This is a genomic window from Nostoc sp. NMS4 (assembly GCF_017115095.1).
GTDB lineage: Bacteria > Cyanobacteriota > Cyanobacteriia > Cyanobacteriales > Nostocaceae > Nostoc.
In genome coordinates, this window is the sequence record NZ_JABXKI010000180.1 from 23,212 (window position 1) to 44,729 (window position 21,518).

The 21,518-nt window shown below is 40.5% G+C and carries 15 protein-coding genes; 10 read left to right on the forward strand and 5 right to left on the reverse strand.

The genetic code is table 11. The features are described 5' to 3' along the window. On the forward strand, window positions 1-1,543 hold a 1,543-nt coding region (locus HWQ37_RS15480; protein WP_465249699.1), incomplete at its 5' end, for an iron uptake porin. 187 nt (window positions 1,544-1,730) lie between these two features. Here HWQ37_RS15480 and HWQ37_RS15485 read toward each other — a convergent pair. The 4 genes from HWQ37_RS15485 to sfnG all read right to left on the reverse strand — a co-directional run bounded on the left by HWQ37_RS15485 (window position 1,731) and on the right by sfnG (window position 5,582). Further along, window positions 1,731-2,783 (reverse strand): hypothetical protein, encoded by a 1,053-nt coding sequence (locus tag HWQ37_RS15485; RefSeq protein WP_292748499.1) that lies wholly within the window; start codon window positions 2,781-2,783, stop codon window positions 1,731-1,733. Window positions 2,784-3,130: 347 nt separating this feature from the next. Further along, window positions 3,131-4,339: an SfnB family sulfur acquisition oxidoreductase gene (locus tag HWQ37_RS15490; RefSeq protein ID WP_292748500.1), complete on the reverse strand. Its 1,209-nt coding sequence runs from the start codon at window positions 4,337-4,339 to the stop codon at window positions 3,131-3,133. Beyond that, the gene (locus HWQ37_RS15495) at window positions 4,336-4,482 is read right to left on the reverse strand and encodes a hypothetical protein (protein ID WP_292748501.1); all 147 of its coding nucleotides are present in this window, start codon (window positions 4,480-4,482) and stop codon (window positions 4,336-4,338) included. The genes HWQ37_RS15490 and HWQ37_RS15495 overlap by 4 nt, the downstream gene beginning before the upstream one ends. Before the next feature lie 2 nt (window positions 4,483-4,484). After that, window positions 4,485-5,582, reverse strand: coding sequence for a dimethylsulfone monooxygenase SfnG (gene sfnG, locus HWQ37_RS15500; RefSeq protein WP_292748502.1), 1,098 nt, complete (start codon window positions 5,580-5,582; stop codon window positions 4,485-4,487). A 570-nt stretch (window positions 5,583-6,152) separates the two neighbouring features. Here sfnG and HWQ37_RS15505 point away from each other — a divergent pair. Both HWQ37_RS15505 and HWQ37_RS15510 read left to right on the forward strand, forming a co-directional pair. Further along, window positions 6,153-7,202 (forward strand): LLM class flavin-dependent oxidoreductase, encoded by a 1,050-nt coding sequence (locus HWQ37_RS15505; protein ID WP_292748503.1) that lies wholly within the window; start codon window positions 6,153-6,155, stop codon window positions 7,200-7,202. 23 nt (window positions 7,203-7,225) lie between these two features. Continuing rightward, complete coding sequence (locus tag HWQ37_RS15510; protein ID WP_292748504.1) at window positions 7,226-9,244, forward strand: LysR family transcriptional regulator; 2,019 nt, start codon at window positions 7,226-7,228, stop codon at window positions 9,242-9,244. Window positions 9,245-9,456: 212 nt separating this feature from the next. On the opposite strand, the gene HWQ37_RS15515 is transcribed toward HWQ37_RS15510, so the two are convergent. Next, complete coding sequence (locus tag HWQ37_RS15515; RefSeq protein WP_292748505.1) at window positions 9,457-10,173, reverse strand: biliverdin-producing heme oxygenase; 717 nt, start codon at window positions 10,171-10,173, stop codon at window positions 9,457-9,459. 572 nt (window positions 10,174-10,745) lie between these two features. Here HWQ37_RS15515 and glmM point away from each other — a divergent pair. From glmM to HWQ37_RS15550, 7 genes are all read left to right on the forward strand, one after another. Beyond that, window positions 10,746-12,218, forward strand: coding sequence for a phosphoglucosamine mutase (glmM, locus tag HWQ37_RS15520; protein WP_292748506.1), 1,473 nt, complete (start codon window positions 10,746-10,748; stop codon window positions 12,216-12,218). Between the two features lie 831 nt (window positions 12,219-13,049). Continuing rightward, complete coding sequence (locus tag HWQ37_RS15525; RefSeq protein ID WP_292748507.1) at window positions 13,050-13,826, forward strand: glycosyltransferase family protein; 777 nt, start codon at window positions 13,050-13,052, stop codon at window positions 13,824-13,826. Between the two features lie 369 nt (window positions 13,827-14,195). Beyond that, the gene (gene hpsL / locus HWQ37_RS15530; RefSeq protein WP_292748508.1) at window positions 14,196-15,851 is read left to right on the forward strand and encodes a hormogonium polysaccharide biosynthesis protein HpsL; all 1,656 of its coding nucleotides are present in this window, start codon (window positions 14,196-14,198) and stop codon (window positions 15,849-15,851) included. Between the two features lie 317 nt (window positions 15,852-16,168). Further along, window positions 16,169-17,149 (forward strand): hormogonium polysaccharide biosynthesis glycosyltransferase HpsN, encoded by a 981-nt coding sequence (gene hpsN / locus HWQ37_RS15535; protein WP_292748509.1) that lies wholly within the window; start codon window positions 16,169-16,171, stop codon window positions 17,147-17,149. A 52-nt stretch (window positions 17,150-17,201) separates the two neighbouring features. Beyond that, window positions 17,202-18,377, forward strand: coding sequence for a hormogonium polysaccharide biosynthesis glycosyltransferase HpsO (hpsO, locus tag HWQ37_RS15540; RefSeq protein ID WP_292748510.1), 1,176 nt, complete (start codon window positions 17,202-17,204; stop codon window positions 18,375-18,377). Window positions 18,378-18,412: 35 nt separating this feature from the next. Continuing rightward, window positions 18,413-19,591: a hormogonium polysaccharide biosynthesis glycosyltransferase HpsP gene (gene hpsP / locus HWQ37_RS15545; protein ID WP_292748520.1), complete on the forward strand. Its 1,179-nt coding sequence runs from the start codon at window positions 18,413-18,415 to the stop codon at window positions 19,589-19,591. A gap of 183 nt (window positions 19,592-19,774) precedes the next feature. Continuing rightward, window positions 19,775-21,436, forward strand: coding sequence for a SulP family inorganic anion transporter (locus tag HWQ37_RS15550; protein ID WP_292748521.1), 1,662 nt, complete (start codon window positions 19,775-19,777; stop codon window positions 21,434-21,436). Window positions 21,437-21,518: the final 82 nt, after the last annotated feature.

Sequence of the window (21,518 nt, forward strand, 5' to 3'; positions counted from 1 at the left end):
CAAATTAGTGGCTGAAACTGCCAATTTCGGGGATAATTCCTCGGTAACAACCATCGCCCAAACGTCTAAAATTCCTGCAATCAATAGTGATACAAATGTCCAACAGACAAACAGGATGTCTCAAGTAACATCTGTATCTCAGTTTTCAGATGTGCAGCCAACTGATTGGGCTTTTCAAGCACTCCAGTATTTAGTTGAGCGTTATGGATGTATTGCGGGCTATCCAAATAGTACTTATCGGGGAAACCGCGCGATCGCTCGCTATGAATTTGCAGCAGGTTTAAATGCTTGTTTATCTCGGATCAACGAGTTAATTGCAACAGCTACATCTGACTTAGTTACCAAACAAGACTTAATTACCCTACAAAGACTGCAAGAAGAATTTACTACTGAACTAGCAACTTTACGGGGTCGTGTTGATAATTTAGAATCTCGAACTGCGGAACTAGAAGCTAACCAGTTTTCCACAACTACAAAGCTTTCTGCGGAAGCTATTTTTGTGATTACCAATGCCTTTCAAGGCTCAGTTAATAGTGATAACACAGTTTTTCAAGATAGAGTTCGCCTCGTTTTTAAAACTAGTTTTACAGGTAAAGACACTCTAAATACTCGTTTAACTGCTGGAAACACTACTACTTTGCAACTTCCTGGTGGTTCAGCCGAAGGTTTGCAAACCTTCAATCTTGCTCCTAGTAACAACAGCCTATCCGTAGATTGGCTCTCTTACTATTTTCCAGTTGGTAGCAAAATCGATGCTTATATAGGAGCAATAAACGGAGTATTTTTTGACTTTGTTCCGACTCTGAGTCCTTATCTGGATAGTGCCACAGGCGGCAGTCGCGCTTTGACAGAATTTGCTTCCTCTAGTCCTATCTACCGGATTGGTGGTGGTGCAGGTGGAGGATTCAATTATCGATTAAGTGACCAATTGGTATTGAGCTTGGCTTACTTAGCAGGAGATCATGCCAATCCTCAGCCAGACAGTGGTTTTTTTAATGGTCAATACAGCGCATTTGGACAAATAGCATGGAACCCCAACAAAAACTCTGGCATTGGTTTGACATACATAAATGCCTACCAAAATCGGGGAGGAATATTCGACCTCGGTAGTGGTTTTACACTTGTCGGAACACAACAAGCCAATACTCCATTTCAACGGACGATTACCAACTCCTACGGAGTCGAAGCCTTCTATAAATTTAGTCCTCGATTTGCAGTCAATGGGTTCTTTGGCTACACTAACGCTAAGAATCTGGCGGGTAGTGGTAGTGCAGATATTTGGTACTATGCTCTGGGATTGGCATTCCCAGATTTAGGTAAACAAGGCAACCTTGGTGGTGTTCTTGTGGGTGCAGAACCTTATCGGGGTGGTAATCCTGCACCTGCAAACGATTTATCCTTACATATTGAAGGCTTTTACAAGTATCAGCTTACAGATAACATTGCTATCACCCCTGGCGTAATTTGGATTACGGCTCCGGCTCAAAACAATGATAATCAGGATGCAGTAATTGGCACTGTAAGAACAACCTTCACCTTTTAAATCATCTCAGCAACGTTAAAATTTTGAGCGTTGCTGATTTAAAATGTGAACTTTTTTTCACGCAGAGGCGCAGAGAGTAAGAGTTGAGAATGTTTTCATTTATTTAGATCACACTCTTACGTTCTTCACAACTATTAACTAATTCGTAATTCGTAATCGAATTCTTAACTACGAATTACGAATTATTCTAGCGTCCTTCACGATTCAAGCTCAGGGGTTGTTGTTCTTCAACTAGTGGCGGCACATCCTGCCAAAGGCTAATTCCATCGTATAATCCTGGAGCCATTAAGAATACTTGAACCCAAAGGATATTAAACCACCAGTAAAGCCCTTGGATAATATTTTCCTGACCTATTAGGGATACTGTCACCAGGTAAAACAAGACGGAAATTATTAAACTAACAACAGATGCAACTATGCCTTTTGTGGGCTGTGACAACTCTGTGAAAGGCCACATATTGAATTGCCAAACAAATCCTAAACCAACAGTTGTCCAAATAGCTGCAAAGGTTGGCCCTGTTGTTGTTGTAAACAAATCCAGCCCTAGCTGTTTTAAGAACAATTCGGTAATCAAAGTGAGTAACAAAATAATACCTGTATGTAGTAATCCTAAACGTGGCATTCCTAGTTCTAATTTGTTTAAAGGCCAACGTTCAAAGAAACTACCGAATACTGTTGAGCAAGGATACCAATACCAAGGAATGTAAAATGGTTGAAGTCCCCACATTTGCGGCAAAAAGGTGAGTGCAGGGGCAATAAAGAAGATGGCAAAAAAGATATTGAGAAAGCCGCTCACTGGATGCCAGTTGCGTACTTCATCGGTGGTGACAATCGTGTTGTCAAAGAAGAACAAACTGGCGGCGGCGGCAATGATTGCTGTTTGTCCCCACAAGCCAACAGGTGTATCAGTGAGAATTGCTTTTGCAGAGATGATTTTCCAAACTTCTCCAGTTATGTAAACTAGTGCCAACAGCACTACTAAATTCACTGTTCCTCGTCCAAATCGGGTAGAAGAAAAGCGAGAACCTGGATAACCGCTGAGGGAGAAACCTAGATGCCACCACCAGACGAAGCATATAGTGATATAAGTCAACTTTGTTGATACATTTAGCTGAATAATTTGACCAAAGATGAGTTCAAAAATATAGCTAATGACAGCAATTATAGCAATGAAAAGCAGCCCCTTAAATGGCTGGCTTTTCCAAATGCTCCGCCTCTGGGTTGGGTTTGCAACGCTCATAGTAATCAACTTAAATAATGTTGGATTTATCAGGGGTAAAGCATTCTGGTAAATTTTGGATTTTAAATTTTGGATTTTGGATTGAATAATTACAAACCCAAAATTTCAAAAAATCTTTCAATTTTAGATTGGCGATCGCTTAGTTAAGCCGAACGAATCTATGAGCGTATTTTAGTTTGAAACAGGACTTACGCAAAATTATGAAAAAACGAACCACAGAGGGCGCAGAGGACACGGAGAAATAAGAGTTTCAGAGAGTTCTTGCGTAAGTCCTATGAAAAATTTCCTAATCCAAAATCTAAAATCTAAAATCCAAAATTGAGTCACCCCAATAGAGAATGCCGCAATTACAACCAAGGATGGCGCGGGGGATAGACACCATTGAGGAAGTAGTTACCAACAGCGTAGTATTTCCAACGTACAGGGTCGTGGAGTGTGTGAGCGCGAGCATTTCGCCAGTGGCGATTGTAGTTGAATTCCTCCAATGTGGACTTAGTACCTGCTAGTTCAAACAATTTGTTGGTAGCTAGTAATGCTGCTTCGGTAGCTAAGGCTTTGGCTTCGGCAACTGCGATCGATGCTTCAACTACTTTGGGTTCTTCTAAACCTGACTCGTTGGCGATATCAAGAAATTCACCTGCACGACGCAGCAATGCTTCAGAAGCGTGAACCTGAATTTGGACATTGCCTAAGTTGTACAGTGTCAGGGGGTCTTCATAGCCTTTTTCTAAATTGCTGTCAACCCAAGGACGGGTATATTTACGGACAAAGTGGATGGTGTCACGGACTGCGGCTTTAGCAATTCCCACGTCTACGGCGGCTTGGATGATTTGCGCGATCGCACCCATTGGAGTAGCCCTTTCAAAGGCTAAGTAGTGCGGTATGACGTGTTCTGCTTTAACTTTGACATTTTCAATAATGGTAGTGCCGCTAGCAGTGGTACGCTGTCCGAAGCTCGTCCAATCATCAAGTAGGGTTAATCCTTCGGCATCTCTTTCGACAAATGCCACCACTGTCTTACCATCTGGATTACTGGCAATGACAGGAACCCAATGTGCCAATAGTGCGCCAGCAGAGTAATATTTGCGTCCGTTGAGTAGGAAGTCAGATCCAGATGGTTCTAACTTTGTCTGAACATCGTTGACAGACTTAGTGCCAATTTCAGAGAAGGCGTTACCGAAGCGCTTGCCTTGTAGAGCTAAATCAAAGAAGAACTTTTTCTGCTCATCTGTGCCATCCAAGCGAACTGCTTCCACCATGTAGAGGTGGTTTTGGGGAATTTGACCGAGGCTAGAGTCAGCTTCGGAGATGATTTTAACTACTTCTGCGAGGGTGGCACTTGATACAAAAGCACCGCCGTATTCTTTTGGAACTGTAATTCCCCACAATCCACTCTGGGAAAACTTTTCTACCTCTTCAGCAGGCAAACGCCGAGTTTGATCGCGTTCTGAGTCTCCCTTGGCAAACTCAGCTGCTAATTCGTGAGCGATCGCGATCGCTTCTTTGTCATCCCGAATAATATACGCCTTCTGGTCAGTATTAATTACTGATGTCATGATAAAACTCCTTGATTGTGATTGAGTGACTCATAATCGCCACTACTATGAGACAATACGAAATCTTTATCTTTGATCTGGGGAGTGGGGATATTATCTAGAACAACTTCAATCCACAAAACCCACAAAGTATGTTGCTGCAAATCTACACTCCAACCAACTCATCAGCTGTCCGACGATTAGCTTTAAGTTCGCGCACAATTGGTATTACTGTCTTACCAAATGCTGGTAAATCATCTGTGTAGTGTAAGAAGCCAGCGAGAATTAGATCAACTCCTGCTTCATGGAACTGGCGAATCTTTTCAGCTACTTGTTCAGCCGTGCCAATCAAACCCGATCGGAAGCCGTCGTTATACTGCACCAAGTCTTCAAAATTGGAATTCGCCCACATTCCCTGACGTTCACGAGTAGAAGATCCTGCCTGTTTCACCGCTTCGCCAAATCCTTTGACAGCTTCCACATCAGCTTGGGCAATAATATCGCGCAATACTTCATGGGCTTCTGCTTCCGTATCTCGCACGATGATAAAGGAATTCAGACCAAACTTAATTGTGCGTCCTTCTTGACGAGCTAATTCAGATACTTCTGCAATCTGCTCTTTCACGCCTTCTATGGTATTGCCATTCATGAAATACCAATCAGAGACGCGGCCAGCCATGCGCCGTGCAGCCTTAGAGTTACCACCTTGGAATATCTCCGGGTGGGGATTCTGATTAATTGGTTTAGGCTTCACCCAACCGCCGTTAATACGGTAAAAGTCGCCCTTAAAGTGAAACTCATCTTCAGTCCACAAACCCTTGAGAACGCGGATAAATTCTTCTGAACGACGATAGCGTTCGTCATGGTCTAACCAATGTTCACCATATATAGTGAATTCATCTTTGAACCAACCGCTAACTACATTCAGAGCAAACCGACCGTTAGAGAGAAAATCAATGCTAGCACCCATTTTGGCAACTACTCCCGGATGCCACAATCCAGGGTGAACTGCTGCAATCAATTTCAATTTCTTGGTGACAGGAGCCAGAGCCGACACAGTTGTAAGTGCCTCTAGCTGGTACTCAGCGCCATAGCTAGCGATAAATCTGGCTTGTGCTAGAGCATATTCAAATCCAACTTCTTCAGCTGTCTGAGCTAGTTGAGCATTATATTCGTAAGTCCAATCTGTGCGTTGGGGAATTTTACTAACAACTAACCCACCACTGACGTTGGGAATCCAGTACGCGAACTTAATATCTACCATAATTGTGCGTTTGTAATTGAAATTGCTTGTTTATTTGTCTAAGTTTGCAAGTGATGCAACAAAATCTAATTTGTCATCACTAACAAATCAGCTAAAACTTGATAGGGCAAAATTTTAGTCAAAATCGAAAGCTTGAGATTGGTTGCAAACTGCTTTGAGTTTACAAGTAGACAATTCTTTGATGGCAATAATATACCATAACTCGACTGTGCTACCGTAGTTTTTAATGAATCAGACTTTATCACAACAATTTTTCTGATGTCGTGACTCGATATACTTAAATTCCATTTCCATATTCCATTTTGGAATACTGCCCAATTTTCCTGAGTATTTAATTATTTTTTATACTTGCTGGTTATTACCCTGATTCATTCAAAGCAATCAGGAATCAGACTCGACAAAGTATCGATACTATTCCATATCGTGATAAATAAATGCTTCTCATCTGTCATCTGCAACTATACACAGCAGAAATAAATATGGTAGTGTGAACTACTAAATTACGGTAAAAATATGTAGCTACCGTAGTTTACTTAATGCCTCGTAAAAAAAAGCACAGGAAAAACATTTATGCCACTTCAGTTTGGAATTTGGTCGCCGGTCTGTGGTGGATGGTTGCGGGTTGTCAACCATGAAGCTAATTTATCCACCCAAGATTTGGTCAAGCTGGCAGTTGAGGCAGACGAGTTAGGTTATGACTTCTATTACATTCCTGAACATTACTTAAATGCAGTTCATGGGCCTAACTATAATGTCGCTGACGCTTGGATTACAGCAGCTTTAGCAAGTTTGAACACCAAGAATATCAAGATTGTTGCGGCTGTCCAAGCTGGTTTTAAACTACCTGCGGTAGTTGCCAATTTGAGTGCAAACATTCAAAATCAGCTTAGTAATGGCAGATTTGCTCTCAGTGGTATTGCAGGTTGGTGGAAGTTAGAAGTAGAAAGCTATGGAGATATCTGGCTACCTCACAGCGATCGCTACGCACGATTAGAAGAGTATATTGATGTAATTAAGGGGCTATGGACAGTTGAAGGCTTTAATTATGTTGGCAAATACTACACTATTAAGGGTGGTATTCTCCCAGATCAGCCGACACCAACACCACCGATTTTCATTGCTGGGGAATCAGACAGGGCGATTAACCTAGCGGCTCGTCAGGGAGATTATCTATTTATCAACGCTGATGAACCAGAGAAAACGGCAGCATTGGTGCAGAAAGTGAAAAGATTGGCTAGCGATCGCTACGGTCGTCAGATTAAAGTAGCAATGAGTGCCTTTGCGATCGTTGGTGAACATACCGCCCAAGCCGAAGCCAGATTAGAAGCAATTTATCGTTCTGCCGATTGGCAACAAATCAAGTACTTTCAAGAGCAAATAGATCCGAATGTAGTTGCCCACAACAAACTAGATATCAGTCAAACCATTGAAGCCAATCTTGGTTTATCTGCTCAACTGGTTGGCGATCGCTATACTGTTATCAACCGCCTGAAAGAATACGAAGCCGTTGGCGTTGACTTAATAGTACTGAAATTTGAATCTATGTGGGAAGACACTATTCGCTTCCACAAACTAGTTATTTCCGAATATAGACAGCAGAGTAGCTTAATTACCTTGTAATTAAAAATCTTGCCTTACCTAGCATGAATAAGATTAAACTCGAAGATATTACCCTAAATCACCTCAAAATCTTAAAAGCAGTAGATGACTGTGGTAGCTTTTCTAAAGCAGCACAAAAACTAGGTTATAGTCAAGCACTAATTAGTAAAAAAGTCAAACAAATAGAGGATTGTTTTGGAGTAATTCTCCTAAATCGCTCCCCTGGCTTTATCTGCTTGACTAATAAAGGCAAGAAATTAATTTCCCAGACACTTAATTTAGTAGAAACTGTAGAAAATCTGCAAGAAGAATTTCAGGCAACATTTAGCGCTGAGGGCGAAGATTTGATATTGGGAGCTACTAATTTAATTTTAGAAGTCTGGCTCAAACAATATTTGCAGCGATTTCAGCTTTGTTTTCCAGGTAGAAATCTTAAAGAGATTGCGGTTAAAAATAGCAGATTTTTTTCAAATTGCCAACTAATAGAAATGGATCTTCTGCTTAACAGTTGCGCTGGATATAAAGAAGAACACCACTGCACTAGATTAAAAACTCATAAAATGCTGTTGGTTTCCTTTGGGGCAAGTAAATATCTCAATGAGCATAGCCTAGTTAAAATAAATGATATTGATCTGGCTGATGTTGTACTTTTAGATGAGGTTCATCAGGAACTATCTAAAAATGAATTTTTGATGAACAAATTAAGTGGCGTACAAGTGCTACACAGCTATCAAGATGTACTAAACTACGCTGACAAAAATCAAAAACTAACGATTTTACCTGACTTTTGCCAAGCTGATATCATATCTCAATACCAAGTCCTAACTTTTCCGATTCAAGATATTAATGAATATGGAATTTATCTTCATGTTCCTCGCTTTAGTGAATTGTTAATATCCGCAGAGAGTTTGGTAAGAAGTTTTAGACTAGATCCAGATAACTTAGAAAGTTTGCCCAACGTAAATCTATTTTTAGGTAGCTGTTATCCCAAAGAAGAAAATATTCTTAGAATAGGTATTCAGAGAGACTCCATAGGACAGTTTATTGCTGGATATGGAACTAAGTATATTTCTGATTTACAGAGAGCATCATCACTTGAACAGGCTATTTTCAAAAATATTGAAATTAATCGAGATTTTGAGTTACAAATTCTGCCCTTTGCTTCTGGGGAACAAATGAATCGACAGATGAAGCGGGGAGAACTAGATATTTGTATTTTAGATGATATTTCTCTCTTGAATAATGGTAGCCAATTCTTTGATGATTTAAGTTTTGGTTCTAAATTAATTGGGATTGCTTCGTATAATCTTTTGGGTCAAGATATCAATATTGTTTTGCATAAAGATTCTTCTATAAATACTATCCAGGATCTAAAAGGTAAACGAATTTCTACCTTATTTGGTTCAAATGCCCATAGGTTCATCATTACTCTTTTTGACCTCTATGATATGGATGTTAGTAAAGATTGCAGATTAGTGAATGAAGATCCTCGTAGAGCAAGTAAGAGTTTGGCAAATAAAACTATAGATGCTTACGTATGTTGTCACACTTTTGCCTCAATTTTAGAAGCTTATGCTTTTGTCAGAAAACTACCTCTATCTCAAACAATTAGTTTAAGAATTCCATCAATCAGAGGAATTGTTTGTCGCTCGCAGTTCATTAAAGAAAATCCTAAAATTGTAGTTGCTTATTTACATGATTTAGTAGTCGCTAACTATTGGTTTAATTCATCACCAATCAAGGCAGCAGATTTACTAACTAAAGTGATTGATGTGAGAACAACTCAAGTAAATCAGTTTTTTAATCCTGTATTTGGGAACCGCATCGATCCGACCCTCAAACCTCAATGGTCTTGGTTACTGAAAACTTTAAATCGCAGGTTGGAAGGGAAATATGGTATTTCACTATTTGATGTGGATTTCTGGATAGATGATTATTTCTTAAGACTTGTCTATAATTTGCTGAATCTAGATTATCACTTTCATCAAGTTTCTTTTGCAAGTGAATTTTCTAGTAGCTATTTTGTTGAGGAACAGTTTAGCCGACACATAAAAGTTCTGTAATAATTCAAGTCGGAGGTAGTTAACTCCTTCAATCATAATTGAGGGGCAATCTCCCCATGCTTGCTTTCACCTATCAAAAGCAGTCACAAGGCTATTGCCCCTAAATATTTTGAGCGTTTTTCGCTCTTTACCCAGAAACACCTATGAATTATCCTTCATCAGGCTATCTGAATTTATGACTCCACACACCACACTCCGCAATCTCAACACGGTTACTCAGCAGTGACGAGTTCAGTACTACCACGTGTGCGACGACGTGTAAGACTATTATATAGCATCACACCGATCGCCTTAATTAAATTACCTTCCAATTCCTGGAACAGCTTCATGTTCGTGCCAAAGGCGGCGTTAGCTTCATCAACGATGCGATCGCTTGCCGCCTCGTCAAGGGGTAATTCATCCAAAATTTGCCGATATTTGGCTTTGAATGCCTTCTCATCAGTAATTTCTGGAAACTCATAAAAGGCTGTTCCTTGTCCATCAGACAAATTCATCGCTGTTACAGCAATATTTTTGAGAATTTGTCCCCCGGATAAGTCACCTATGTAACGAGTGTAGGAATGGGCGATTAACAATTCCGGTTCTGTCGCAGATATTTCTCGGATGCGCTGTACATAAGCTTCACCTGCGGGAGATAATTTAATTTGCTCTCTCCAGTTTGCACCAAAGTAATAACTTAGGTCTTCTTCTAGGCTATGCTTGCGGTTTAGCTGAGGAAAGTTAATTTTAGAAACTATTGGGTGCTGGCGGTGCTTTTCCATTTCCTCTTCCATCGCTGAGTAGACGAAGTAGAAGTTAGCAACTAGTTTCCGGTAAGAGTTTTTTTCTACTACTCCTTTTAAAAAGCACTTGACAAAACCTACATTCTCTGCCATCGTGTGGGCTTTCTTAGTGCCTACACGTAATTTGGTTGCTAAATTGCTGCTCATGCTAAATTTCTCAACTTTAAAAAGTTAACTGCCGGAGTTTTGATTCACTAACGGCTAAAAAAGCCATTAAAACGTTACCTTAAAACTATTTGATGAGAATTTATATTAAAATTTTTTAAGCTGCGATGATTCTGTCATTTTTTACACAGAAACAAGGCTAAGAGAACAGAAATTGAGATTTTAGTATTTTGATTTTTTGTTGTTATTAGCTGAATCTTGCTTTCATTTTCAGCAAAGCTGGAAATTTCCGTGATGCAATCCTAGTAATATTTATTACATACTTCTGGGCTGGTAGCATTGCAAAGTGTGAACTAATACAGATAAAAATCAAAACGAAAGTTGTCGGCATAAAAGGAATAATTAGCTAAGATGTGGAAAATTTACTAATAACGTAAAAACTAATACTAATTTTATCAAAGATTTACAATCTAAGAAAGAAAAATTCAGTATTCTTACGTAAAGATAGGTAGATATAGATTGAATTTCTAAAGAGAAAAAGCATGTCAAAATTGCTGAATAAAGTCTTAAGTGGTATTTATTTTTCAGTGTGATTGTGTGGAGTGTTTAAAAATATGGTTTCATCTATAACTCGGACATCGGGCATTTCTGGGGGTTCTACTTCTGAAATTGAGGGATTGGGCAAAGGGATTGAGAGCAGTTTTGGCATGAATTTAATCCCATTACCAACAAATTCCTTATTTGGCACAGATGGGATTCGCGGACGAGTGGGAGAATTACTGACTGCGCCTCTAGCATTGCAAGTTGGTTTTTGGACGGGGATTGTTTTACGCAATCATGCGACTCAAGTAGGGCCAGTCATTCTCGGACAGGACTCTAGAAACTCCAGTGATATGCTAGCAATGGCTTTGAGTGCAGGGTTAACAGCAGCAGGGTTAGAGGTTTGGTATTTAGGATTATGCCCCACTCCTTGCGTTGCCTATCTTACCAGCATCACTAATGCCATCGGCGGCGTGATGATTTCTGCCAGCCACAATCCCCCAGAAGACAATGGGATTAAGGTTTTTGGTGCTAAGGGTGGGAAGTTACCGCAAATATTGCAGACAGAAATAGAAGCTGGACTGCGTGGCAAAATATCACCGATCGCTAAAGTTAGTAATTGCGGACGGCATTATTCACGTTTCGAGTTAGTAGAAGATTATAGCTCGGCGTTGAAAAAACCCTTGAATGGTGTCCTAAACCTTCAGGGAATGAAGATTGTTTTAGACTTAGCATGGGGTGCAGCAGTTGGGTTAGCACCATCAGTATTTACACAAATGGGGGCGGAAGTAATCTGCTTGCATAACGAAGCAGATGGCGATCGCATTAATGTTAACTGCGGTTCCACTCATTTAGACATACTGGCAGCAACCGTACAAGAACACAACGCCGACATCGGCTTTGGCTTCGATGGCGATGCCGATCGCGTCTTAGCAGTAGACAACACTGGCAGACAAGTTAACGGCGATTACATTCTCTACCTGTGGGGACGGCAGTTACAACAAAACCAACAATTGCCAAACAACCTGATTGTATCTACAGTCATGGCCAACTTAGGCTTTGAAAAAGCTTGGCAGCAAATTGGTGGTAACTTAATTCGTACCGCAGTTGGCGACCAATACGTACAAGCCGAAATGCAGCGCACCGGATCAATGTTAGGTGGCGAACAATCAGGGCATATTCTTTGCCGTCACTATGCCGTCACTGGAGATGGCTTGTTAACAGCATTACACATAGCATCTTTGGTAAAAGAGGCGGGTGTTCCCTTGAGCGAATTAGTAGATCGAAGCTTCCAAACCTATCCGCAATTATTGCGGAACGTGCGAGTTGTCGATCGCGATCGCCGTTTGGGATGGCAAGATTGTCAACCTGTACAAAAAGCGATCGCTCTTGCTGAAGCTGCAATGGGCGATTCCGGCAGAATTTTGGTTCGCGCCTCTGGCACAGAACCAGTCATCAGAGTAATGGTAGAAGCAGCAAATGCCGAACTCGCCAACTACTGGACAAATGAATTAGTTTCGCAAGTCCAGCAGCATCTGATGGAGTGAACTACTCCGTAAGACCGACGGAGCTTCCCAATTCATCGGGAATAGCCTCCAGAACTCCGTAGTACTAGAAGTCTGACATTCCCTCCAAGGGCAGGAGTCCTGGTTCCCAAGACCCAAATCTTTCTCTTGCAACATATACCTATTAGCTTGGTTTTCGCTTATGGCATTGATGGTCAAGACCGAATAATTCTATCAGAAAATACTGGGGATTCTTCATCCATAAGCGTATTGTGTTTTTGCTTCCCGCTTAAAAACAATACGCCTATGTTCCAATACAGTTCAGTTAAGCATTTCTTTCTTCTCTCTGCGTCCTTGGCGTTCTTGGCGGTACCCTGCGGGAAGCCGAAGCGTCTACGTTAAAAAATGACTTTGGCAAAGAAAGAGTTTTAGCCTTAACTGAACCGTATTGGCCTATGCTCTACTCACCCCCCGCTCCCTATCCTCACCTTATGAGTACATTGTTCGCTGTCTTCGTCTCGCAGAGAAGGTGGGGACTTCCGCGACACGTTAAATTAGCTAATATCTCGCTCTCATCTGAAAAAAACACCAAGTTTAATCCCACATTCCGCACATAACCAAGGGTGGTTATGTGTGGAAGCTGTGACATTTTGATAATTTAATTAAACCTGAATAACTCAATACAGTTCAGTTAAGGTTTTTTGATAAAAATTCTAGATCGCGTCTAATTATTGTAGAGACGGCGATTCATCGCGTCTCTTGCTTTAATAGGAACTAATTATGCGGACATGATATGACATTTAGTCTTAGCGCCAGTCAAAACGTGGTATTATTTACCTCGATATTCCTAGCTATTTGTCCTAATAAAATACAGTGCTTGTTTTTATTATCCCACTCAAAAGTTTACAAGTTTCCAACTCCTGGGAGCGTGTTACACAATTATTTGAAAGATGCATTAAATCAGTTTGTAATCAAACCTCACCAAACTTTCGCGTTATTGTTGTTTGCCACGAAAAGCCCAAAATAGAATTCACTCATCCTCATATCACATATATTACAGTTGATTTTTCTCCTCCAAACGAGCCTACCCCCGAAGCCAAAGGAGACACAGATAAAGGGCGTAAAATCTTAAAAGGATTGATGTATGCTCGGCAATTTTCTCCCACCCACACTATGACAGTTGATGCTGATGATTGTGTGAGTGAAAAATTAGCCCAATTTGTTCAACAACACCCTGATTCTAATGGATGGTTTATAAATAAAGGTTATAAATATCAAGAAGGCAGTAATTACATATACATCAAGAGAAACAATTTTTATAAAATGTGCGGTACTTGTAATATTCTTCGATATGATTTGAATGATTTGCCAGAAACCGCAGAATATAATCGTGGCTACGGATACTATAGATATTATATAGACCACGCTAAAGTCAGAGATATTTTAAAGAGCAAAGCAAAAGCCATTAAATCATTACCATTTCCAGGAGCAGTTTATATTTTGGAAACAGGAGAAAATCTTTTTAACAATTCAAAAAGATTAGGATTTAGCATTTTTAACCGTAAATTGTTAAATCAATCATTGAGAGATGAATTCGGATTATACAAATTACAGCAATCCAGAGAGATTTTTCAACTATCGGAATTTTAAATTATTTTTGAAAAAATCTAAGTAGTTTTGTAGTGGCGTGGCAAGCTTAAAATACCGCATTAAATGTAGACGTAGGTTGGGTGGAGCGGAGCGCAACCCAACATATATTAGGATGTTGGGTTACGCAAAGCCTCCACCCAACCTACATTTTTTTTGCAACATTTTAGCCTTGACACGCTAGTAGGGTGTGTTAGCGAAGCGTAATGCACCAAAAGCTTGGAATTATGCCGTAGTTTCTGCAATAACACAAAGCCAGTTCCTACAACGGGAAGCTCCGCGACGCACTGGCTCCCCTACGTCTATTTCAAAATCAAATTTTAGTCCTATATAATGGAGTATTTTCCCAGGCTGATAGGCTACAGTGCCACTATGCCAAAATTCAAATCAAAATCTCAGCAATCTAAAAAATCGAAAAATAAGGCTAAAAAGGAAACTTCTACCCTTAGCCTCAAAGAACAGTTAGCCCAAAAGCGCAAATCTGCCCAAGTACGTAAAGAACTCACTAGCTTACTCACCACCGCAACCTTTGGCGGTGTCTTTGTTGGCATTGTACTTTTTTTCGTAGTTGGAATTAAGGCAGCAGTCCCTGGCGTGTTAGGGATAATAGTCATGTCCCTTTCCTACAAATATCCGCGCCAAGCCCTATATGCCTTCATCATTTACATACCAGTGGGAGGTACTGTCACCTACTACTTGGGCAATAGTCCCATACTCCAATTAGCTAAAGATGCCTTTTACGTTCCAGCGCTAATTGGACTTTGGCAGACTTGCCGTAAACAGGGGCTACCTATAATTATTCCTAAAGGCATTACAATTCCACTTTATATTGTTTTGGCTTGTAGTGTACTAACACTGTTGTTTGTCAATGGTGGACAGCAATTTAACCCTCCTAGTGCGGGACTATTAGAAAAAGCAGCCCCAGAAATACCATTAGGTATGGGAATTTTGGGACTAAAAGTATTTTTAGGCTATGTCCCCCTGATTGGTTGCGCTTACTATCTAATTCGTGATAAACGGGATTTTCTATTTTTATTGCGCCTCCAGATTGTCCTGACACTGATTTGCTGCACGCTGGGATTTATTCAGTATTTTTTACTACTAACTGGTGTATGTCAAGGCACTAGAGGTCTTGAAGGAGATGCCTTATTTAGAGCAACACTCGAAGCCCGATGTTATTTTGGTGGAGCGCTAGTATATAGTCCCGAAGAAGGGATTATTCGCCTACCAGGGACATTTGTAGCTCCTTGGCAGTGGGCATGGTTCTTAATTTCTAGCACCTTTTTTACCTTTGCCACCGGCTTCACCGATCCCTCCCCAATATGGCGGATAATCGGTTTAGGTTCTATAGTGGGAGTCTTTGTCAATGCTGTAATCTCTGGACAGAGAATTGCCTTAGCTTTAGTACCAATCTGCTTCGGGATTTTGCTATTGCTTACCGGACAACTTGGCAACCTGAAACGATTTATCCCCATAGGTGTGGGACTTGCCTTCATTCTGGGAATTGCGATGGTGACTAACCCTGCTGTCGTACAAGAGAGAACCGATAGTTTTGTCAGTCGTTGGAACGCTTCACCACCTCAAGATTTTATCATCCAACAATTTGAAGAAAATTGGAAAAACGTAGATGGTCCATTGGGAAGCGGCTTAGGACGAGCCACAAACTCTGCCCGTGTGATGGGTCAAACTAAGCTTGTGGAAACCTACTACCCGAAAGTACTTTATGAAGTGGGAATTGTTGGATTATTAGCGTTTCTGGGTTTAGTAACAAGTTTAACAATTCTGGGCTTTAAAACCTATCGCTCCATAAAGAACCGTAATTTCCGCAGTTCCGGTGCAGCTTTGTGGGTGTTTATATTGTTTATTAGCACCAACACTTATTACTATCCTCTGGATGTCGATCCTGTTGCTGCCTATTATTGGTTTTTTGCGGGAGTTCTTTTTAAATTGCCCGAACTGGAGAAACAAGATAAGGAAGATGCCAACCCTCAGCAAAGAAATAAGAAAAAACGTCTAAAAACAATTTAGGAATGAGAATCAAATAATATGCAATTTATATCCCTTGGTTTACCTCACCCTCAATCCCTCTCCTTATAAAGGAGAGGGATTGAGAGAAAGGATAAAGTTTTGCATCTTATTTTATCCATGTTCCTATAGACTTATTCTTCGATGATATTTATTGATGGGTAAGCAATTTCGTAGTCACGGAGAGGAATGAAAGCGAGGTTTTCCAAAATCCGTGAAAATACAGGATGTAAATTAAAGCAATAGCCGCCTACTGAATTTCATGAAATTTAATTTCTACAAGGCTATTATAGAAATGGTAAAATTACTTAATAAAAATTATGAATAATTGGCCATTAGTTACTGTAGTTATCGCTACTTACGGACGAGAGGAAGCGCTACGCGATAGCATTGTGGATGTCTTAATACAGGACTATCCAAATTTTGAAGTTTTAGTTGTAGACCAAACTGCAAAACACCAACCAGAAATTCAAGCCTATCTAGAAGAGATGGCGGAGGCAGGTAAAATTAAATGGTTGCGCTTAGATTGGGCAAGTTTGCCAGGGGCGCGGAATTATGCTGTGCGGCGGGCTGCTGGTGAAATAATATTGTTTGTTGATGATGATGTTCAGTTAACCCCAGGATTGTTAGCAGCCCATGCGAAAAATTATGTGCAAAACCCAGAGGTGGGGGCTGTAGCCGGTCGGGTGTTTGACAGAATGAAATTAGGTGATTCTGGAGGAGATATAGAGATTGAATATCTGCCTCCCGAAGCTATGGACCCAGGAATTGCTTGGTATCATATTGATTTAGTACATACTATTAAACCCCAACAAGTCTTGACAGCAAGGGGTTGCAATATGTCATTTCGCCGCGAAATTTTTACTAAGTATGGATTGAGATTTGATGAAAGGTTTGGCGGTAGTGCAGTACGCGAAGAGTCAGATTTTTGTTTGCGGGTGCGGAAGACGGGGTATAAGATTTGGTACGACCCAGAAGCCTATTTGGTGCATTTAGGCGAAGAAACAGGGGGTTGTCATGATATTAGTATGCGATCGCTAAAATATCAACTCACCTTTTATCACAATCATTTTTTATTAGGGCTGAAAAACCTGACTGCGACTCAAGCTTTGCGTTTATATGGTCGTTTATTTGACTGTCACGTTCTCGGACGGCCACCTTGTCACAAAAGCGGTTCACCGATAAAAATTGCCACTCGCGGTATTTTCTACATTTTGGGTTTTTTCAAAGCCTTGGGTACTGTCATCCAATCACTATGGAATGATGGTCAAATTTACAGTCGATTGGATAAACAAGTTTAGGCATTAGTCATTTGTCATTGGTCATTAGTCATTAGTGAATAACAAAGGATAGATGAAAATCTTAGTTGCTAGTCACACTTATATCGTAGACCTCAACTGTGAGAAATTACGCGCTTTATCTCAACTAGAATCTGACGTTGAAGTGACAGTTGTAGTCCCAAAGCGCTGGAAACCAGGCGGTGTACAAAACAGAATTATTGAAACTGAATACTGTGATGAAGGCAGATTTAGAATAGTTCCAGTTTCTAATTTTAGTCAAAATCATCAGGGACTACTTACCTTTGGCGCTGATTTGATACCTTTATTAAAACAATTTCGCCCCCAAATCATTCAAGTAGAACAAGGTTCTAGAGCTTTGGCTTATACTCAAATGATTGCCTTAAATCAGCTATTAGGACTCAAGGCAAAAAATGTATTTTTTACCTGGTGGAATCTTCCTTATGAACTGAAACTACCAATCTCTTTATTAGAAAAATATAACCTTAACCACAGCCACGGCATTATTTCTGGGAATCAAGATGGAGCAGAAGTTTTGCGAAAACGGGGATATAAAGGAGCAATTAAAGTTATGCCACAACTGGGTGTAGATGAAAGTTTATTTACTCCCAAAGCTCAACCAGAATTAGCAGCTAAGTTTGGCATTGAAAAAGGAGATTTTGTGGTAGGTTTTGTGGGGCGTTTTGTGCAAGAGAAGGGTTTATTAACGCTTTTGCAAGCCTTAATTACATTGAGAGATAAACCTTGGAAGTTACTGCTATTAGGACGAGGAGAGTTACAAAGCGAATTAATTAAGACTGCGACAGAAAACAATATTGAAGAACGGTTAATTTTGATAGAAAGCGTCCCTCATGATGAGGTTGCAAACTATATTAATTTAATGAGTACTTTAGTATTACCTTCAGAAACAACTTACAAGTTTAAAACTTTAACTTCTGCTGGCTGGAAAGAGCAATTTGGTCATGTGCTAATTGAAGCGATGGCTTGCCAAGTACCTGTGATTGGTTCTGATTCCGGGGAAATTCCCTATGTAATTGGTGATGCTGGTTTAGTATTTCCTGAAGGTGATGTTCAAGCTCTTGCTAATTGCTTAGTTCAATTAATGGATAAACCAGATTTTGCTCAGACTCTCGGTGAAATGGGTTATCAAAAAGCGATGATTCAATATACCAATAAAGCTTTGGCTAAACAGCAATTTGAGTTTTATCAAGAATTGGTTATTAGTCATTAGTGAATAATAAAGGACAAATGACAAATAACAAAAAAATGAAAGTATTACAAATTGTTCCCTCAATTTCTCTAATTTACGGCGGCCCTAGTCAAATGGTACTAGGGTTAGCTCCAGCGTTAGTAAAAGAGGGAGCAGAAGTTACAATTCTCACAACTGATAGTAATGGTGATAATGGTCAAACACCTCTGGATGTTCCTTTAAATCGACCAATTAAACAAGATGGCTATGAAATAATTTACTTTCGTTGTGCGCCGTTTCGTCGCTACAAATTTTCGCTCGATTTATTAAATTGGTTAAAACGTCACGCTCACGAGTTTGACATAGCACATATTCATGCTTTATTCTCACCAATAATTAGTGCTGCTGCTATTGTGTGTCGTCAGCAAAAACTACCTTATATTTTCCGTCCTTTGGGTACTCTCGACCCAGCTGATTTGCAGAAGAAGAAGCAATTAAAACAGCTTTATGTTGCAATTATAGAACGTCAAAATTTAGCTAGTGCCGCAGCAATTCATTTTACCAGCGACCAAGAAGCTAAAATATCAGAAAGATTTGGAGTATCTACGCCAGATTTGGTGATTCCCTTGGGTGTGATTCCCCGTCAATCTTCTATTAAAAATGTATGCAGTCAGTTAGAAATACCAAAGGATGTACCTTTGGTGCTATTTATGTCACGAATTGACCCGAAAAAGGGGTTAAATTTGTTGATTCCGGCGCTAGAGAAGCTGTTAGCGGTTGGTTATAAGTTTCATTTTGTCTTAGCTGGGACAAATCCTCAAGATCCAGATTATGAACAAAAGATAATATCCCAAATTCAAAATTCACCACTGCGATCGCACACTACAATTACAGGCTTTGTCAGTGGTGAACTTAAAGTTAGTTTACTACAAACTGCTGATTTATTTGTCTTGCCTTCCTACTACGAAAATTTTGGGATTGCTGTAGCTGAAGCGATGGTAGCAGGTGTACCCGTAGTCATTTCTGACCAAGTGCATATTTGTCAACAAATACGTGATAGTGAGTCGGGTTGGGTAGGCGCAACAAATATTCAAGCACTGGTAGAGTTACTACAAGAAGCTTTACAAAATCCCGCAGAACGCCAACGACGGGGATTAAACGCCCAAAAATATGCCTTAGAAAATTTTAGCTGGGATGCGATCGCAAAGCAAACAATCCAAGCCTATGAAAAAATTCTGGCAAACAAATTAATTTAACCCAAGGCAGACAACAGCAGTTTTGGCAAATAGGTGCTAGAACTACTTTGAAAACTACAGCAGATTGCAAGCTAGTGAGGTATACAAGTAGGAGTCAGGAGTAAAAAAGCTTTTTATCTGACTTGTAGACCAAAACACTATGTATGCATTCACAAATTCTCTATGAAAGTTGAAAATGACAATATGTCAATATCTGACACCCCCAAACAACCAAAGCTTTTCAGTTTCGATGGCTTGTTTAGTGGATTGCGTGGCGATTTAACGGGAGGACTGACAGCAGCTGTCGTAGCACTACCCTTAGCTTTAGCCTTTGCGGTGGCAAGTGGAGTAGAACCAAAGGCAGGACTCTACACCGCTATTGTGGCAGGAATTGTCGCAGCAATCTTTGGAGGTTCGCCAGTACAGATTACAGGGCCTACAGGTGCAATGGCTGTCATTTTGGTGGGAATTGTTGCCAAGTATGGTATAGAGAAAGTTTGGATTGCTGGGGTAATGGCTGGAATTATCCAGGTAGCCTTGGGGGTTGCCAAACTTGGACAGCTTGTGAAGTTTATTCCTTATCCGGTGACGGCAGGTTTTACTAACGGTATTGCCGTGATTATTTTTTGTGGTCAGTTAAATAACTTCTTTGGCTTACAAATACCACATAGCGATCATTTTCTGCCAGGACTTTGGCAAACTATAACTCATATAGAAGCTTTAAACTGGGTAGCAGTGGGGCTAGCATTGGTGGTGATTGGAACCAACGTTTTCTGGCCCAAGATTAATAATACCATACCGGGTTCTTTAGTGGGGTTAGTGTTGGCAACAGCGATCGCAGCTTATTTTGATCTGGATGTGCCAACAATTGGAGTCATTCCTCAATCTTTACCGATGCCCCAAGGTATTCCCCACTGGAATGATTTTAGCGTCATTCAAGAATTAATTAATCCGGCTTTGGCTTTGGCGGCACTGGGAAGTATTGAATCGTTGCTATCGGCGGTGGTGGCTGATGGGATGACGGTGAGTGAGAAACACAATAGCGATCGCGAATTAATTGGTCAAGGATTAGCAAACATCATTGTCCCATTTTTTGGTGGCATCCCAGCAACCGGGGCGATCGCTCGAACTGCGATTAATGTCCGTTCTGGCGGTACAACCCGACTGTCTGGAGTCATTCACGGCGTTGCTTTAGCCATTATTGTTTTAACTTTGGCACCCTTGGCGGCACAGATTCCCCTAGCAGCACTTGCTGGCATTTTGATGGTGGTTAGTTTGCGGATGATTGAGTGGGAAGCCATTGGCTTATTAATGCGTGCTACCTACTCCGACTTTGCTGTGATGATTCTCACCTGGCTAGTGACAATCTTGTTTGACTTAGTTCTCGCTGTGGAAGTGGGATTGATTGCAGCCGGAGCCTTATTTATCAAACGCATGAGTGATTTGACCCTGGCCAAAATGCCTGAAACTGAAGTGTTTCCCCCTGGTGTTCCTCTAGAATTAGGCAAAGAAATTGCTGTTTATCGGGTAGATGGCCCTGTATTTTTTGGGGCTGCGGAAAGGTTCGTTACCTTCTTGCGAGAGCAACCAGAAGTTAAGTATTTAATTCTGCGGTTACGGTATGTACCAAATATGGATACAACTGGCTTAGTGGCCTTAGAGGATATTTACCACGACTTGGAACGGCATAATTGCCGCTTAATTCTCACAGGTTTACAACCCCAAGTTCAACAAATACTAGAGCGTTCAGGATTGTTGAAAACCATTGGATTATCAAATTGTTTTGAAACAACCACAGATGCTATTTGCTCTCTCAATCCTCAGATTGAAAGAGCTACTCAACTTATAGCAACTAATTTAAATTGAACTCAGCCCTCTCATTCCGTATCTAAGAGTGCTGATAACCTAAAATTTTGTTTCAAACAGCTATAGTCCGATTGGGAAATCG